The organism is Nitrospirota bacterium, assembly GCA_015233895.1.
Classification (GTDB): Bacteria; Nitrospirota; Thermodesulfovibrionia; order Thermodesulfovibrionales; family Magnetobacteriaceae; genus Magnetomonas.
The window spans coordinates 426,567-444,329 of sequence record JADFXG010000001.1; the positions used below are offsets into that span (position 1 = coordinate 426,567).

Sequence of the window (17,763 nt, forward strand, 5' to 3'; positions counted from 1 at the left end):
GAGTTCTATGGCATTAATACTTGTAACAAACGATGACGGAGTGTATTCAGAGGGTATATTAAGTCTCCACAGAGCGCTAAGTGAGATAGCTGAGGCTGTGATAATCGCTCCGGACAGGGAACAGAGCGCAACAAGCCATTCTCTGACTATGCACAGACCGCTTAAGGTGACAGAAATCAAAAAAAATATCTATTCAGTAAATGGAACGCCCACTGATTGTGTGGCGCTGGGAATAGGTAAAGTTCTCGGTAGAAAGCCGGATTTGATAGCCTCAGGAATCAACAAAGGCGGCAACCTTGGGGATGACATCACATACTCAGGCACGGTTTCTGCCGCAATAGAGGGTACAATTTTAGGAGTCTCCTCTTTTGCCATATCAATGGTTGGCGAGAAGGATTATCATTTTGCAGTAGCGTCGGAGTTTGCCCTTAAATTAGCTAAAATTATACTCGATAACGGTCTTCCAAAAGATACACTGATTAATGTAAATGTACCCAATGTAGCTAAGGATGAGTTAATGGGACTAAAATTTACAAAACAGGGTAAACGGGTATATATCGGTTCTATAAAAGAGACACTTGATCCCTGGAGCAGGCTTCACTACTGGATAGGCGGAGGAACGCCTTCATGGGCAGATGATGAAAACACAGACTACCTGGCAGTGGAATCAAAGTATATTTCGGTGACTCCGCTTCATCTGGATTTAACAAACTATGATGCTCTCGATTGTATCAAAGATGACTGGGCTCATATATTACAAATCTGAGCATATGGACAGATACGCAAAAGAAAGAGAGCGCATGTGTAAGGAGCAACTGGTAAACCGTGGCATCAGCGATAAAAAAGTCTTAGATGTGATGTTGAAAGTTCCGCGGCACAATTTTGTTACTGAGGAAAACCTAATTCGCGCCTATGGTGATATGGCTTTAGAGATAGACTGTGGCCAGACAATTTCGCAGCCCTACATGGTGGCCGTTATGACAGAGCTGCTTGAGCTAAAGGAAACCGACAGGGTGCTTGAGATAGGCACGGGCTCCGGGTATCAGGCAGCGGTTCTTTCAGAGCTTGCTAAAGAGGTTTACACCATAGAGAGGATAGAGAAGCTTGCAAAGGGTGCGATGGAAAAATTTGAACAAGCAGGGAAAACAAATATTTTTGTAAAGGTGTCGGATGGTACTCTTGGTTTACCAGATTATGCACCATACGATAAGATAATAATAACGGCTGCTGCGCCTGCCGTGCCTCCACCCCTTATAGAGCAGCTTTCATCGGATGGTGGCATATTGGTAGCACCTGTTGGAGACCGGTATAGCCATAAAATTGTCAAACTCAGAAAAATCGGCGACAAAACAGAAGAAACTCACCATTTGCAATGTATATTTGTTCCACTGATAGGAGCATTCGGATTCAATCCGTAAGAGCGTGACAAATGGAGGATAGATGAATAAAGCTTGTTTTTTTGAACCGCTACCGAACGGTAACGTTAAATGCGGTCTCTGTGCCCACAGATGCACTATTGGGGTTGGGAGACGGGGACTTTGCGGAGTAAGGGAAAATCAGGACGGCGTTCTTATGAGTCTTGTGTATGGTTCTGTCTGCTCAACACAGGTGGATCCGATAGAGAAAAAACCGCTCTTTCATTTTAAGCCAGGCTCCCGTACATTTTCAATAGCAAGTGTGGGTTGCAATTTCAGGTGTCTGCACTGTCAGAACAGTTCAATCTCACAGTATCCGAGGGAACACGACGGTGCCGTGATTGGGTATCCTGTGTCAGCTGAGTCAATCGTTGCGGCAGCAATAGCGGAAAGATGCGAGAGTATTTCATTTACATACACAGAGCCAACGATATTTTTTGAGTTTGCACAGGACTGTGCGATTTTGGCGGCAGAGAAGGGACTAAAAAATGTGTTTGTAAGTAATGGGTTTATGACGCCTGAAAGTGCCGAGGTCATAATCCCCTACCTACACGCCGACAATATAGATTTGAAGGGAGATGCCGGTTTTTATAAGGAAATCTGCGGGGCAGAGGTTGAGCCGGTAAAGGACACAATACGATTAATGAAAGAGGGCGGGGTTTGGGTTGAGGTTACAACTCTTGTGATTCCCGGGCTTAACGACAGCGAGCAGGTGCTTAGAGGCATAGCAGAATTCATTGTCTCGGTGGATGCCTCAATCCCGTGGCATGTGAGCCGGTTTTATGGCACCTATAAGATGACAGACCGACCGGGCACTCCAACAGAGACACTTAAGAGAGCGTGTGATATAGGGTATGAAAGCGGACTTAAGTTTGTATATCAGGGAAATGTTCCTGGCATGGGAGGAGAAAACACAAGTTGCCCAGCCTGTAAAAAGCTCCTTATCAAAAGAGACGGATTTACCGTAATTTCAAATGCTATAAAAAACGGTAACTGCCCCGCTTGCGGCAGTGCTGTTGCAGGGGTGTGGTAGAGCTCCAGATTGTCTTTATTTTATTTATAACGTGACAACAAACGACATATCTTATTTCCTTATGAGTGTCATCCTCCAGCCAGCAGGGTTTATCAAGAAGGTATATTTTTGCCCGGGTGAGAGTTTTTTGAACTCAATCACCTGCTTTTGAAAGTGATAATTCTCATATGGCATAATGAAGAAATCTTTCGGTATGCCGACTAATACCATACAAACCAGTAAAACTCCAGCGGTATTTTTTAAAAATTTATTTTGTGCTTTTACAAAAAGCCATATAAGCGCAATAACCCATGCAAGGACTGGAAAAAGAAAATATCGGTTTCCTGCATCAGCCCCGAGCATAACCGTCCATTGTGGTTGTACATCAGACACTTGCGGTGTCACAAGCATTGAAGCAAAAATGAGAATAGAAAGGCTCATTAATAATTTGAGTTCCAACGTACCTCTCCAAAAAGCGTAACCCGTCAAACAGATTCCCAAAGTAGCAATTATAACCGGAAGCGTACCGCTTTGCCACATATGCCAATTCATCACTACATCATATGTTCTTACGCCAAAAGTTCCTGTCATAAGGACTTTACCGGCTAAAATTTTGATAAACGTAGAAACCCCAGCACCAAGTGTAGCAGTTGAGCGCAGAGCGCCTGGATTAACTATAAAAATAAAACTATAAACTTGTAAAAGAAATGCTCCTGCAAGCACAATGAGATGTGAAATAGAAGTCTTAAACGATTTCAGGTATGATTGGAATAATGCAAGTGGAAACACGAAAAAAACCAATGGGCCGCTTAGGCCTGCAAGTAGTAAAACAACACAATCAACAATCCTCCACCAAATCTTTTTACTTGTTGATGCAATAACAATAAGAAACATAAGCAGTGCAAGACGCCACTGCCCATTAGTTAGGTTAGCATGTGTTTCAAATGCTCCAGGTAAAGTCAGATATACAATCCCTAATAAGAAACGCTGATAGTATTTTGAGACCACTTGTTCAAACCGTTCTGAAGTAAAAAACATTGCAGGGAATATCTGGACGGTTATTGCGATTATATTGAATATTAGCGGAGCATACTTAATATCAAAAAACATACTAACATAAGCTCCAACACGATTAAGTGTTTGTAAATACCTCTGTACTGGCACTAAAAATGGCTGAAGAGAATTACTTGAAGCATATGCATCTGAATACCATATAAATCCATCCTCAGCCCAAAATTGCGGATGTAAAAGCACATCAACTCTTCGTAAAACAGTAATCAGAGAAAAAACAGCGAATGCAATGAAAAACAAAATGATTTTTCCATTTTTAGCGCTATCAAAGAAGTTGGCTTTTGTTATGTGTTGCATTTTGCACGACTATTCACTATCTGTAAGTGTAGTTCCATTTGTATTGCCATCATACAGAACTGCATGTCTTTATTACTTATTATTGCAGTCTCTATTGCTATCATTTTAGTAATATAACAAATAAAAACACTTAAATCAATCAATACAGCACTGCTGCCAGGGTGTGGTATTTCCCGGGGACAGTTGTTGAAAAGTTTCATCATTTAATGATAAACTTAAATTTGTATGAAAATATTAAAATCTGCCGGAGGTAATTTGGTGGAATATTTCAAGCTTAGCATAAAAGAAGCTCATGCGTTGCTGCAAAATAAAGATATAACAGTCAAAGAACTAACTGAAAGCGTGTTTCAGCGCATTGAGGCGGTAGAAAGAACTGTAAACGCCTTTGTTACCGTAACCACAGATAAAGCATTTGAGATGGTTGAAAAACTCCCGCCATCCCAAAGCTCAAACCTTTTTGGAATACCCATGGCAATAAAAGACAACATGTGCACAAGGGGCATTAAGACCACCTGTTCTTCTAAAATTCTTGCTAACTTCATTCCTCCGTATGAAAGCACTGTGACAGATAAACTGCTGAAATCAGGTTATATACTGACAGGTAAGGCCAACATGGATGAGTTTGCAATGGGATCATCAACGGAAAACTCAGGGTTTTTCACAACCAAAAATCCATGGGATACTGAAAGGGCGCCGGGGGGCAGCAGCGGCGGCTCTGCGGCGGCAGTGTGCGCTGATGAATGTATTGCAGCTCTTGGCTCTGATACCGGAGGCTCCATTCGTCAGCCGGCATCTTTCTGCGGTGTTGTAGGACTTAAACCCACTTATGGCAGAGTATCAAGATTTGGACTTGTAGCGTTTGCCTCCTCGCTTGACCAAATCGGCCCCATCACTAAAACAGTTGAGGACTCTGCTATTTTACTTAATGCGATATCCGGTCATGATCCGCTTGACAGCACATCGGCTACAGTTAGCGTACCGGATTTTACCGCCAGCATCGGCAGGGATATTAAGGGGTTGAGGGTTGGCATCCCGTCTGAGTACTTTATTGATGGGATGGAAAGAGAGGTGGAGCAATCGGTGAAGGCTGCAATTTCCCACCTCGAAACCCTTGGAGCTCAAATTGTGGATATCTCCCTTCCTCACACCGGATACGCCGTAGCCGCTTACTACATACTGGCAACATCTGAGGCAAGCTCAAACCTCGCCAGGTTTGACGGCATAAAGTACGGTCTAAGGGTAAACGCTGATGATTTAATTGATACATACATGAAAAGCCGTGCCGCAGGCTTTGGCACTGAGGTTAAAAGACGAATAATGCTCGGCACATATGCCCTTTCCTCTGGCTACTACGACGCTTATTATAAAAAAGCCCAACAGGTAAGAACCCTGATAAAACAAGATTTTGACCGTGCGTTTGAAAAGGTTGATATAATTGCCACTCCAACCGCTCCCACAACGGCATTTAAAATCGGTGAAAAAGTTAACGACCCGCTACAGATGTACCTTAGCGATATCTTTACAATATCGGTAAACCTGGCAGGAGTGCCTGCCATATCGCTGCCCTGCGGATTTGATCAAAAGGGTCTTCCCATAGGGCTTCAGCTAATTGGAGAGGCATTTGATGAGGAAACTATTCTAAAAGCCGCTTATGCCTATGAGGCCTCAACCCCACATCATACAAGGAGGCCAACGCTATGAAAAAATATGAGGCCGTTATAGGGCTTGAAATACATGCCCAGATGCTTACTAAAACTAAGATGTTCTGCGGCTGCAGCACGAAATTTGGCTCAGAGCCTAATTCTCAAACCTGTCCGGTGTGTATCGGAATGCCAGGAGTGCTGCCGGTTATAAATCAAAAAGCTGTTGAATTTACTGTTAGGGCGGGGCTGGCTCTTGGCTGTAAAATTTCATCATACAACCGGTTTGCAAGAAAAAATTATTTTTATCCTGATCTCCCCAAAGGTTACCAGATAAGCCAGTACGAACTGCCCATCTGCTTGGGTGGAGCGGTTGTGCTTAATATGGAAAACGGACAGAGGACAATTGAACTGACAAGAATCCACATGGAGGAAGACGCTGGGAAAAACATCCACGAGGGAACAGGGGATTACAGTAACGTTGATTTAAACAGAGCCGGGGTGCCGCTTATGGAAATTGTAACGGAGCCTCAGATTCGCTCTCCAAAAGAGTCCTCTGCGTTTATGAAAAAACTCCGCTCTGTTTTGCGCTATCTTGATGTGTGTGATGGTAACATGGAGGAGGGTTCACTGCGCTGCGATGCTAACGTCTCTTTGCGGCCTGTCGGTTCCTCAGAACTCGGCGTTAAAGCGGAAATCAAAAACATCAACTCCTTCAGATTTGTTGAAAAAGCCATTGAATACGAAATATGGCGTCAGGAGGAGGTACTGAAAGATGGAGGACGTGTCATTCAGGAGACCCGTCTTTATAATACATCAACCGGCACTACGGAATCTATGCGCTCAAAAGAAGAGGCTCACGACTACAGATATTTTCCGGAACCTGACCTTGTGCCAATTGTCGTTTCCGACGCCATGCTTAAAGAGATAAAAGCTACGATAGTTGAGCTTCCTGATGAGAAAGTGACACGTTATGTTAACAGCTTTGGATTACCCCTCTATGATGCTGAGCTGCTGTCACAGGATAAGGACACTGCCCATTGGTTTGAAGAGGCGGTAAATAAAGGAGGTAACCCAAAGGCTGTAAGTAACTGGATAATGGGTGAGCTGATGAGGCTGCTTAATGAAACCGCTACCCGGATTGAATACTGTAAGCTAACTCCAGAGCACCTCATAGGCCTTATTAAACTTGTGGATAGCGGCGCTATAAACGTAAAAATAGGGAAAACCGTATTTGAGGAGATGTTTAAAAGCGGAGAGCAAGCCGAAAAAATTGTAAAATCAAAAGGACTGCTTCAGATAAGTAACGAGGGAGAGCTTGATAGTGTAATAGATGCTATTTTAAACCGGTACAGTGCCGAGGTGGAGAGATTTAAGGCTGGCGAGGTTAAACTAACCGGGTTTTTTGTCGGCGAGGTTATGAAACAAACAAAGGGTAAGGCTAACCCCAAACTTGTCAATGAAATCCTGAAAAAGAAACTTGGTTAATATGAATGATGTTGGAAATGATCTGCTTGAGGTTGTAACCCCTGATGGAGATATAATAGGAAGCGCACTCAGAAAAGATGTTCACGGCAATAACAAACTATTACACAGGGTAGTGCATGTGTTTGTTTTTAACAACAGAGGCGAACTTCTCCTTCAGCAGCGATCACTCAACAAAGACGTTGCACCTGGCAAATGGGACACCTCAGTGGGCGGACACGTTGACTTTGGTGAAAGCATAGAGGTTGCCATGCAAAGGGAAATGGAGGAAGAACTTGGCATAGCCTCAGATAAAAATGTCCCGGTTTTCCTCTATAAATACATTCACTCTAACGACTATGAATCGGAACTCGTGTATTCGTACTCGTTTACCCATGACGGACAGATCGTATTTAACAAAGATGAAATAGAATCAGTAAAATACTATCCTATAAGAGAGATTGAAGAGAAACTCGGAACTGGCCTGTTTAGTGATAACTTTGAACACGAGTTTCATAATTATTTACGATTAGTTGGTTTTAGTTAACTCTATGTTTTTTAGTGCCTCTGTATAAGAAGGGTTTATTTTTAAGGCCTTTAAGTAAAATTCCCTGGCCATCGCTTTATCCCCTTTAAGCAAGTGCATATTGCCTATTGTTGTTAATATTACAAAGCTGTCCGGATTCATTGCTATAGCAGCATTAAGAGTACTGTCTGCCTCGTCAAACATCTTTAGCCCCATGTAGGCATTAGCGAGATTTTTAAATCCAGTTATATAATCTTTTTTTATTGATAGCGCCCTCTTAAACTCCTTGACAGCATCTGTCATCCTGCCTGTGTTAGCGTATAAAACGCCGAGATTATTATAGCCATCGTACAGGTTAGGGTTAAGCTTAAGTGCAGTTAAAATTTCTGAGTCAGCCAAAGCAAAATTACCTGTCTGAGTGTATAGGTTGCCCAGATTGTTGTGCATTTCAGCATTATTCAAATTTAATTTCAAAGAGTTTTCATACATTTCTATAGCTCCCGTCACATCTCCCGTCATATTAAGGGCATCTCCAAGTAAATTGTAAATGTCAGGAGTTTGAATTCCTAATTTCAGAGATAATTTCAGTTCCTTCGCAGCCTCAACCCACATTTTCTTATAAACAAGTATCTTACCTTTACTATAATGGGGAAAAGGCAAGGTGGAGTTAATTTCAATAGACTTTTCAAATTCTTCAAGCGCTTTATCATACTGTTCAGCTTGCGCATACACACAGCCTATATAATAAGGAATTTCAGGAAAACCCGGTTCCATTTGAGACACTAAATTCAACTCTCTAAGGGCTTCTTTAAAATGTTTCGCTCTGCCGTAGGCATTCCCCAGCATAATGCGGGCAATCGGATGTAACGGCTCCTTTTTAACGTTGTCCTCCCAAAGACTAACCTCATTGCGCCAGTTCATGTTCAGATAAAAGGTACATACAGCACTGATTGCTATTATTGCAGGTATAATATATTTAAAAATCAGTTTAATCACAGTTATATTCCTAATAAATTTTAATGTTATAAACAGTAATGTTATAAAAACCCCTGGGGAGGCCAAATAAACCCTGTATTCAAAAATAGTCCAGCCATATTTATTAATGAGGCTTGACTGGGGTAAAATTCCTATAAAAAACCAAAATATCCCAAAAGATGTGAGTTTTTTCATAACATCTTTTTGCTTATTTCCCTGAAAAAACATTATGGCTCCAAAAAGAAATATTGTTAAAATAAACAAAAGTGAAAGAATTACCTTTAAATCAAAAAAACTTCTCGAAACAGGATAATAATGGATTAATGTCAGGTTAAGAGGCAGTACAAGCATTCTTAAATAGGTAACGATAACTCTGAATTCTGTAAGAATATACTCCATCCTGGTATTGGCTATCAGAGGGCTTTTTACGTCATACACTATAACGACATCCGGCATATTCCCTGCCGGTATAGACGTGGTTTGCATCTGGCTGTCAAATGATACACTGGATACGCCTAACGCATTAAAAATAACGGCTGGTATAATCAAACAAAAAGGCAAAACGTACGCTATCCTTGATTTAATTTTACCACTAAAAAATGTAAATTCAACAAGAGTTATTAAAAATGGTAGTACAACAGCTAGTTCTTTAACTTTTACAGACAAAACAGCAATTATCATTGCTAACATGTAAAGTCCAACAGATTTATTTTTAGAATATTCAATTATAGTATTGCCACCGTCCATGGGAAAACACCTTCGTCTCCAAAGCACGTATATGTTTAAGGCACTTAAAACAAAAAAAGTGAGAAGTGCAGTACTTCTTTGCGAAAGAAATGTAACCGCCTGAATCTGTATGGGGTGCAGGAGAAAAGCAAGAGAGATAATAAATGAGTACTTTTTAGCAGCATTATTTGTTATTGAAGAGATTTGTATTTTAAACAGTTGCATAATAAGCAAATAGATTAATATTCCATTAAAAGCATGGATGATAATATTTACAAAGTGGTAACCCGGCAGCCAAAGGCCATGGATAATGTGGTTAATGGTAAAAGTGGATTCTGTAATATACCTGCTTTCTTTAAAACTTCTTATTGTAAAAAAATTTACGATACTTGCATCATCAAAAACAAAAGGTGAATTGAAAATATTCAAATAGGGAATAAAAGCTGAGGCCAAAATGATAAACAAAATTACTGAGTTTTTTCTATACATTAACTTAGGGCCTCCGATAGTTTTGCTGCCGTTCTATGGTTAACAATGCGCCTCTTGCTTCAGCGTCATCTGGGACTGCACTTAAAATATACCGATATTGACCTGCTGCATCGCTTAGCAATCCCTGTTTTAGATAAATCACTGCAAGATTGCGGCGGGCATTTATATTGTCTTTATTATAACTGATTGCTTTTTGATAATTAGCAGAGGCCTCATTAAAAGCCCCTCTTTCCTCGTATATTGTGCCCATTATGTTATATGTTTCCGAAAAGGATGGATCAATCTTCATAGCCTTTTTCAGATTATCCTCTGCTAAAGCACTAAGTCCCTGCTCTGCATACAGTGCTGCAAGGTTAACGTATGGCTCAACTATATTTGGATTAGTAACGGTTACTCTCTTAAATTCCTCTGTTGCTTTTTCCCTTTGCCCCATTTTTGCGTAAAGAGTTCCGAGATTGATATGTGCTCCGGGATTAGAGCGGTTGATTACTAAAGCCGCCTTAAACTCCGCCAAAGCCTGTTCATTCATCCCTCTGTTCATGTACATCATGCCCAGGTTAACTACAGGGGAGGCATAAGAGCTGTCAAGACTCATTGCGTATTTAAATTTCTCCAAAGCCTCATTAAAGAGCCCCTTACGCTCATACACTAACCCAAGGTCATTATAGGCTTCAGCTGTATTTGGAGTCAAGGCTATAGCCTGTTTAAATTGAGCAATAGCATCATCATATCTTTTAGCAGCAAAGTAACAGCTTCCAAGATTTATGTGGGGGACAGGGTGCAGCGGCTCCACTTTGACATTTCTTTCCCATAATGATATCTCAGTTGCCCAGATTTTGTTGTTGTTATAAGTCAAAATTGTAAGTAAAATAGAAAGCGACAGCATCAACATATAGACAATCCTATAATGATTCTTTAAAAGACCAAAAACTGTCACAATAACAGATATATAAATACCTATGGAGGCTAAATATGCCCTGTACTCAAAAATCATCCACCCCTGAATTGGCACTATGCTTGACTGCGGAGATATAGCCACAAAAAACCAAATCAAACCAAATCCGAATAATTTGCTTCTCTTCTTGCCTATAAAGAGTAAATATGTCCCAAATGCAAATAACATAAGCAACAAAATAAAAGCCAAAACCACCTTTAGTTCAAAAAAAGTTCTTGATACTGTAAAATAATGAATAAGTGTGAGGTTGTGGGGATAAAAAAACATTCGCAGGTATGTAGTTATCACTTTGAACTGAGTAAAGAGATACTCCCAACGGTTACTTGCAATAAGTGGAGATTTGGCAGCAGCTCCTGTTGCAGAATGTTGCACATAGATTTTACTTTGCGGTTCACTGAAAATAACATCAACTCCAACTGCGTTTATCTGAATAATGGTTAGTGGTATCAGCAAAAAAAAAGGAATTACATAAGTCAGCCTCTTTTTGATACTGCCGTCAAAAAAAACAAACTCAAAGATTGTAAGCATAACAGGTAAAGTAATTGTAATTTCTTTAGTTTTTGACGCCATAAGAGTAAATAACAATGACAATAAATAAAATTTTTTTGTTCCTAAAGCAGTACTTTGTGCGATTCGGAATTTTATATAGAAAATAAGTGTTAGCAGATAAAACATAGCCGCCATTGAAGCTGCCCTTTGCACAACATAAGTCACGGCAAACAATTCCATGGGATGAGCTACAAAAATTAAGGCGGCAAAAAATGCCAGCGTTTCATAATGATAATAACTATTGTTTTTTTCATTTGCTTCAATCTTGCTAATAAGCGAAATAACGTAATATATTAAAAGCCCGTTTATTACATGGATAATAATATTAAAAACATGATACCCTTTAACGCCGAGATAATTAAGTTTGTAATTGAATAAGAAAGAGAGATTCACTAAAAATCTGGGATCAAGCAGAGTTGGCAGCGAGGTCACTTTTCTGATAGCATCGTCGTCAAAAATAAAAGGGCAGTTCAACGTATTAGAATATCCTAAGATTGTAAAAAAAATTATAAATGCAGGATATGCTGCTCTAAAAATAATCTCCTTTTCAAATAGGGGGCGAAAGGATTTCAGCACAGTGTTAAGTGGTAATAAAGTAGTGTAGGCAGGCCTTTTCAGGCCTGCTCTACTTTTCTATACTTAGAACGTTTCCGCAGGATACATGGAATTAATAGTATCCATACACATATAACCTACAAGGTTTCTCTTAGGGGATGTTGTTCCCTGGAAACATGCCAACGTAAGAGTTTGGCAAGTTAGAGGAACAGTGGGCTGACCACCGTTAACATCTATATAGGTGTTGCCGCTTAAACGGGCCTGTTGACCATATGTATAACGTGGAAGCTGTGAAAGGCCGGATTTAAGCCCGGCTTGATAAATACCCAAATTTCTGTTACCTGCCTCATAAGCCAAAGAAGACGTCGGGACTCCATACCATACTCCTGTCGTAGATGCTTGTGTATTTGCACCGGCAAAAGTAATTAGTGCACCGAAGGCATTAGAGCCAGAGGAGACTGAGCTGGATAAATCTGTAATTGCTGAACCTGCGATTGCGCTAGTTCCGGAGAAAGTAAGCATAGTGGTTGACCTTGCATACAAAGTTGACCCGGAGAGATTCACACTTGTCCATGATGGTATAACTGTAGAGGCAGTTCCAGAAGCCAGCACTGTTACGTATATTGTTGCATTATCTGAAGACATATTAGAGGCAACACAATAAACAACATTGTTTGTGTGAGTATGCAAAAACGGCATAATGTATGAAACATTATCCGCAGCCATAACACCTTTACTGCCTTCATTAGCAGCCACTGCGGTTATTACCAACAGGAGTGCCAGAAAATATATAAATCTTTTCTTCATTATAGTTTCCTCCTTCACCTTAGTAACTATAAGGTTTAATATTTGTATTAATACTGTCCATACAAGTGTAACCAACTAAGTTACGTTTAGGTGATGTGGTCCCCTGGTAGCAAGCCAAACCGATAGTCAGACAGGAGATTGGAACGGTCGGATGGCCGTTGCTCAATGACATGTTTGTGTTAGTTTGCGGTCCGAATATCGTACTTAGGGCTGATGTCACAATCGCTGTTGTAACTCCATTATAAGACCCCAAAAAGGTAATATTAGCGCCATATATGGTACCAGAGTCTGTCCCTGTGTATGCAGTAAAGTCTGCTACGGCAGAGCCTAAGGTCGCTGTTGCACCAGTAAAAGTAATCATATCCGTTGTTCGTGCAAAGATTTTCATACCACCTAACATCGCGATTTCCTGGCTAGTGTCAGTGCTTGATATCGAGTTAGACATTATAGAAACTCCCACAGTTACATTATCTGCAGACATGTTTGTAGCAAAACAATAAACTACACTATTTGTATGAATGCCCAGAAACGGTAACGTATATGTCACGTTGTCTCCAGCACTCACTGTAGGTATGCTTATCTTTAGAGCAATTACAGCCAAAGCAAGAGCCAGTGTAAATACCAATCTCTTTTTCATTATATCCTCCTTATTCGTTGACTAATATAAGTAACCAACTCACTACCGTTCAGAAAGAACAGTACCATCTCAGACACACCTTCACACCCTGCCATCATCTTAGTATCCAGCTCTTTCCAAAACTAATATGACAACGGCGGATACATAGAGTTAAGAGTATCCATGCACATATAGCCCACAAGATTTCTCTTAGGAGTCGTCGACCCCTGGAAACAAGACATAGTAAGAGTTTGGCATGTAAGAGGAACAGTAGTCTGACCATTATATACGTCGTAATATGTACCGTTTATCAAACGATTTGATCTGCCAAACGTATATTTCGGTGAATAGCCTGAATTACTCATATAGCAATCATTTAGTCCAATGTGGGTACAAGCAGACATCGGCCCATTCATATACCATACCGCACCTGTGGTTGTGGCACTGTTAGCGCCAGCAAAATTAACAATTGCAGCATAAGCGTTGGCACCAGATGCAACGTCTGAGGATATATCGGCTGCTGCTGATGTGCCGGCAATTACAGATGTGCCTGAGAAAGTGAGCATCGTTGTCTTTCGTGCATTCACAGTTGTCACTGTTACAGGCCTCCATGCAGGAGTAAAGCCTGTTGGATTTGACATTACCGTTACGCTAATCGTCGCATTGTCCGACGACATATTAGATGCTACACAATAAATAACATTGCCGGTGTTAGTATGCAAAAAAGGCATTATATACGAAACATTGTCCGATGCAATTACATTTTTACCAGTTTGGTTAACAGCCACCCCTGTCAGTAAGAGCACGAGTGCCAGAAAATATATAAATCTTCTTTTCATTATAGTTTCCTCCTCCACCCTAGTAACTAATAGGTTTGATAAATGTATTAATACTGTCCATACAAGTGTAACCGACTAAGTTACGTTTAGGTGATGTGGTACCCTGATAGCAGGCCATTCCGATAGTCAAACAATTGGCTGGGACTGTTGGCAGGCCTTGCGAGGTAGTCATATTCGTACTAACCTGTGGTCCGAACACAGTGTTTGGACCGGAAGTCAAAAGAGTTGTGGTAACACCCTGATATGATCCAATAAAGGTGACATTAACACCATAAATAGTGGCACTGTTTGTACCAACTTGCTGAGACAGATCGGCGACAGCTGAGCCTAATGTTGCCGTTGCGCCAGTAAAGGTAATCATATTTGTTTGCTTTGAGTAAATAATCATACCGCCAAGCATTGCGATATTCTGGCTTGGTGGAGCAGTGGAAACAGAATTAGACATCACAGAGACTCCCACCGACACATTGTCCGTGGACATATTTGCAGCCCAGCAATAAACTACACTATTGGTATGGATGCCCATAAAAGGCAAAGTATATGTCACATTGTCCATAGCGTTGACAGCAACAACACCAACCCTTAGTGCAAATGCAGTCAAAACAAGAGCCAGTAAAAGTATAAATACCAATCTCTTTTTCATTACATCCTCCTTACTGTTTTTTTCTATATGAGTGAATATAAAATCCCTGCATAGCAGTTTGCAACAAACAGTTTGTCCTTTCCTCCATACCCCCTTTCAGTCATAATATTTACAAATACACACATTCTACCTTCAAAAACTCACAAACTACTAATAGGCATAATAACACTTGTTGCTTCCAATGTCAACAGACTTAAAATTTTTGCCCAAAACTCTATAATACTATATCGTTTTAACGCAAACAATCTACCTTGCTAACACCGGCCCCACACATCCTGTATGATAAATCTTTAGCATCCTGCGTCCGGCTCTCTGTCCCGTAGTTCCAATCCACCTCCTTTGCGGACTCCTGCCCGACCCGTTGTTTTTAATCATCTTATCGGTATATAAATTCAAAAACTTAAGTATATTTTAATTAATTTAGTGGAACCACCCTAAACCCTCCCTTAATTCTTTAGTAACCGATGTAGCATCCTCGGTATTATGAATTATTTTAGGTGTTATAAGGATTATCAATTCAGTTTTTATCTCGCTTGCAGAATCTGCCTTAAATAAATATCCCAGTATAGGAATATCCCCTAAAAACGGTATTTTACTAACAGAGTGTGACCTCGACTTCGATCTCATACCGCCAAGCACTACTGTATTTCCGTCAGAAACCACTACTTTTGTATGTATTGACCGTTTAAGAATCAAAGGGGAGTCTATGCTTGACGTTGTGTTAGTGTCAGCCTCGCTTACCTCCTGATTGACATCAACTGTGACAAGGCCCTCGGAATTTATAGTCGGTTTTAAAGTCAGGATTACACCGGTAGTCCGGTACTGGACATTCCTTAACACGCTGGGAGTCGTTGATGAGGTCGAGGTCAGGTCTGTGCCGGATACCTCGCTTGTTATAACAGGGACCTCATTTCCTACCTGAATTGTCGCCTCCTCATTGTCAAGTACCATAAGGTGCGGCTTAGAGAGGATTTCAACCTTTTTGTCTTTTGCCAACATACTTATAAGCGCTTGAAGGTTGCCAGTGTCTGAAGTGAAAGAATAAGACAAGCCTGTACCGCTGCTTACTCCAAGGTTGCCGAGGGTGCCCAATGTATAAGGTCCAATATATTTACTTCCAAGCACATTACCAAGCATCCTGCCGGCAAGGTACCACTCAAAGCCCATATTGTTTGAATCGTCAAGAGTCAGCTCGGCAACCGTTGCCTCTATTGATACCTGTCGCGGCGGTGTGTCAAGCTCTTTAAGGAGACCCAGCAATGTCCGGTACAAAGATGGAGATGCCATCATAAGCACTGCGTTTCTTTTATCGTCAGCAGTTATCTTAAGGCCGGGAACCTCTGGTGTCACAGCTCCCGGGGCTGTAGGTAAAAGCCCTGTTGAAGCCGTAGCCGCAGTTTTGGGTAGCGCCGCAGGCACTGCAAATTCACCGTCAGTTTGAGATTTTCCGGCAGCTGGCTTTGACGATGACGAGGGCAGCCCTCCTGTGGCTGTTTTGCCTTTTGGCTGTGTAGCGCCGGTTTTTAAACCATAAAGCTTCTGTATAGAGTCAACCAGTTCGGATGCCATTGAAAACCGTGGGGTATAAACGTAAATTTTTTCTTCTGCACCTGCCGATTCAGAGGTATCAAGGCGATTTTTCCACTTTATCACCAACTCCATTGAGGTATCATCAGGACTTATGGCCAGTACGCTATTTAAAAACTTAATAGGAATAAACGTAACGCCCGGCATCTTAGGGTCCAATGATACTGTGACTCCGGTACCTGCCAGAATTGACGCCATCTGGGTTACGAACTCCTCTGGTTTCCAATAAACAAGTTTCAAGAGCATGATTTTTTTCTTATTCAAGTACGGTACGTCCAAAACCTCTATGAAGTTTAATATGTCCTTCATTGAGGCAGCCGTTCCAATGAGAATAACTGAATTGTCCTTGTGATAGTTCTTAACAATTGCGCTTGTTTTATAGAGCTCACCTATAAGGGGCACAATATCTGCAGAGTTTACGTAGCTAAGTGGAACCACTTGTACAATTCGTGCGGAACTTGCAACAAGGCCACGCCCTAACTTCACATCTGTGGGCTCTCCAACGGCGGCAGGTTTTAAAATATACAGGCTTGGGCCACGGGCTCCCACCAGAAGGCCGTTTTGCCTAAGTTGCTCCACAACAATCTCAAGCACTGTCTCAGGCGGAAGCTCCTTTGTCATTCTTATAGTAACAGGGGTTTTCAGCGCTTTTACTGCCTCATCAATGAAAAAAGTCACCTTTAAGGCGTCTCCCACAGCATATACTATAAAATCGCTTAACGGCATTCCATCCACATTTATCATCACAGGTTTTGTTTCAGTCACAAGCTTCTTATAATCTATAGGTTCAAGCGCAGCTGCCAGTTTTTCGGATGAGGTTTTCTCGTAAGCCGGATATGGAATCTCCTCATCCTTTCCCTCTTTTTTCTTTTCGTCAAAATTCAGCAAAGAGCCAGTGCCTGGAGAACGCCGCGATATGTTGTCTGCCGTTGTATTGTCTTTACCTGAAACACCATAGTATGAGTCGTTTTCAGTCTTTGTAGCTTTATAAAACATCGAGCAGGACAAAAACATAAATAATACAGGCACTATAATTAAAAAATATTTTAATTTCATTTCTTTTCCACCGTCAAAATCTTCAATTTCTTCTCCTCCGTCCCATTTTTCAACACCACTGATATGTTATCCACACTGGCTACCACAGTTCCGTCATCAAGAGTATCACCCTGTTTTATAATATAAGTTCCTCCAAGATTATCCACTAAAAACACTTGAATGAGCTTTGCCCGGATTATCCCCACAAGTGTGTAAGTCTTTGTTGGTTTTGGCGGGGCCTCAGCCTCATATTTGCCATCCTGAGAGAAGATATTTCTGTCATTGATCCCCGCATATTGTTTATCAATCCCGTTTGAAACTAACTTAAGAAGTGTTTTTTTGTCAATATATTTGTTTTTTTCACCATGTTCTGTGGTTGTTAAACTGATATCCGGCTTTTTAACCACCAACACTGGTATCAGACTGAGCATTACCAACAATATAACGACATCCTTTCTGTGCTTTTTAAGTTCGGGAAGCCAACGTTTGGCTATACCCGTACCCCCTCTGAAATGTTTCGTTACACCCTTAATATATTCTTTTATCATCAACATTTGTCAAG

The 17,763-nt window shown here is 41.0% G+C and carries 15 protein-coding genes; 6 read left to right on the forward strand and 9 right to left on the reverse strand.

Features of this window, described 5'->3' with window-relative positions; translation table 11 throughout:
* The first annotated feature begins 7 nt into the window (after positions 1–7).
* Genes surE through amrS form a run of 3 tightly spaced genes read left to right on the forward strand, consistent with a single transcriptional unit; the run spans position 8 to position 2,448 of the window.
* Complete coding sequence (gene surE, locus HQK88_01880; protein MBF0615546.1) at positions 8–766, forward strand: 5'/3'-nucleotidase SurE; 759 nt, start codon at positions 8–10, stop codon at positions 764–766.
* Positions 767–770: 4 nt separating this feature from the next.
* Positions 771–1,418, forward strand: coding sequence for a protein-L-isoaspartate(D-aspartate) O-methyltransferase (locus tag HQK88_01885; protein MBF0615547.1), 648 nt, complete (start codon positions 771–773; stop codon positions 1,416–1,418).
* A 22-nt stretch (positions 1,419–1,440) separates the two neighbouring features.
* Positions 1,441–2,448, forward strand: coding sequence for an AmmeMemoRadiSam system radical SAM enzyme (gene amrS, locus HQK88_01890; protein MBF0615548.1), 1,008 nt, complete (start codon positions 1,441–1,443; stop codon positions 2,446–2,448).
* A 51-nt stretch (positions 2,449–2,499) separates the two neighbouring features.
* Here amrS and HQK88_01895 read toward each other — a convergent pair whose 3' ends face one another.
* Positions 2,500–3,795 carry a hypothetical protein gene (locus HQK88_01895; GenBank protein ID MBF0615549.1) on the reverse strand — a complete coding sequence of 432 codons (1,296 nt, stop codon included), beginning with the start codon at positions 3,793–3,795 and terminating at the stop codon, positions 2,500–2,502.
* 225 nt (positions 3,796–4,020) lie between these two features.
* Here HQK88_01895 and gatA point away from each other — a divergent pair, with 225 nt between their 5' ends.
* The 3 genes from gatA to HQK88_01910 are packed head-to-tail and all read left to right on the forward strand — an operon-like array spanning position 4,021 to position 7,446.
* Positions 4,021–5,496 carry an Asp-tRNA(Asn)/Glu-tRNA(Gln) amidotransferase subunit GatA gene (gatA, locus tag HQK88_01900; GenBank protein ID MBF0615550.1) on the forward strand — a complete coding sequence of 492 codons (1,476 nt, stop codon included), beginning with the start codon at positions 4,021–4,023 and terminating at the stop codon, positions 5,494–5,496.
* The gene (gene gatB / locus HQK88_01905) at positions 5,493–6,923 is read left to right on the forward strand and encodes an Asp-tRNA(Asn)/Glu-tRNA(Gln) amidotransferase subunit GatB (GenBank protein MBF0615551.1); all 1,431 of its coding nucleotides are present in this window, start codon (positions 5,493–5,495) and stop codon (positions 6,921–6,923) included. Before gatA ends, gatB begins: the two co-directional genes overlap by 4 nt.
* Position 6,924: 1 nt before the next feature.
* Positions 6,925–7,446, forward strand: a complete 522-nt coding sequence (locus tag HQK88_01910; protein MBF0615552.1) for an NUDIX domain-containing protein — start codon at positions 6,925–6,927, stop codon at positions 7,444–7,446.
* On the opposite strand, the gene HQK88_01915 is transcribed toward HQK88_01910, so the two are convergent.
* The 8 genes from HQK88_01915 to HQK88_01950 all read right to left on the reverse strand — a co-directional run bounded on the left by HQK88_01915 (position 7,429) and on the right by HQK88_01950 (position 17,749).
* Positions 7,429–9,615, reverse strand: coding sequence for a tetratricopeptide repeat protein (locus HQK88_01915; GenBank protein MBF0615553.1), 2,187 nt, complete (start codon positions 9,613–9,615; stop codon positions 7,429–7,431). The two genes, HQK88_01910 and HQK88_01915, sit on opposite strands and share 18 nt — an antisense overlap.
* 4 nt (positions 9,616–9,619) lie before the next feature.
* Positions 9,620–11,593: a tetratricopeptide repeat protein gene (locus HQK88_01920; GenBank protein ID MBF0615554.1), complete on the reverse strand. Its 1,974-nt coding sequence runs from the start codon at positions 11,591–11,593 to the stop codon at positions 9,620–9,622.
* A gap of 165 nt (positions 11,594–11,758) precedes the next feature.
* Positions 11,759–12,481 (reverse strand): hypothetical protein, encoded by a 723-nt coding sequence (locus tag HQK88_01925; GenBank protein ID MBF0615555.1) that lies wholly within the window; start codon positions 12,479–12,481, stop codon positions 11,759–11,761.
* 19 nt (positions 12,482–12,500) lie between these two features.
* Positions 12,501–13,118, reverse strand: a complete 618-nt coding sequence (locus HQK88_01930) for a hypothetical protein (GenBank protein MBF0615556.1) — start codon at positions 13,116–13,118, stop codon at positions 12,501–12,503.
* A gap of 122 nt (positions 13,119–13,240) precedes the next feature.
* Positions 13,241–13,936 (reverse strand): hypothetical protein, encoded by a 696-nt coding sequence (locus HQK88_01935; protein ID MBF0615557.1) that lies wholly within the window; start codon positions 13,934–13,936, stop codon positions 13,241–13,243.
* Between the two features lie 19 nt (positions 13,937–13,955).
* Positions 13,956–14,579: a hypothetical protein gene (locus HQK88_01940; GenBank protein ID MBF0615558.1), complete on the reverse strand. Its 624-nt coding sequence runs from the start codon at positions 14,577–14,579 to the stop codon at positions 13,956–13,958.
* A gap of 420 nt (positions 14,580–14,999) precedes the next feature.
* Entirely contained in the window at positions 15,000–17,222 is a 2,223-nt protein-coding gene (gene gspD, locus HQK88_01945; GenBank protein MBF0615559.1) for a type II secretion system secretin GspD, read from the reverse strand.
* Positions 17,219–17,749, reverse strand: coding sequence for a hypothetical protein (locus HQK88_01950; protein ID MBF0615560.1), 531 nt, complete (start codon positions 17,747–17,749; stop codon positions 17,219–17,221). Before HQK88_01950 ends, gspD begins: the two co-directional genes overlap by 4 nt.
* Positions 17,750–17,763 lie beyond the last annotated feature (14 nt).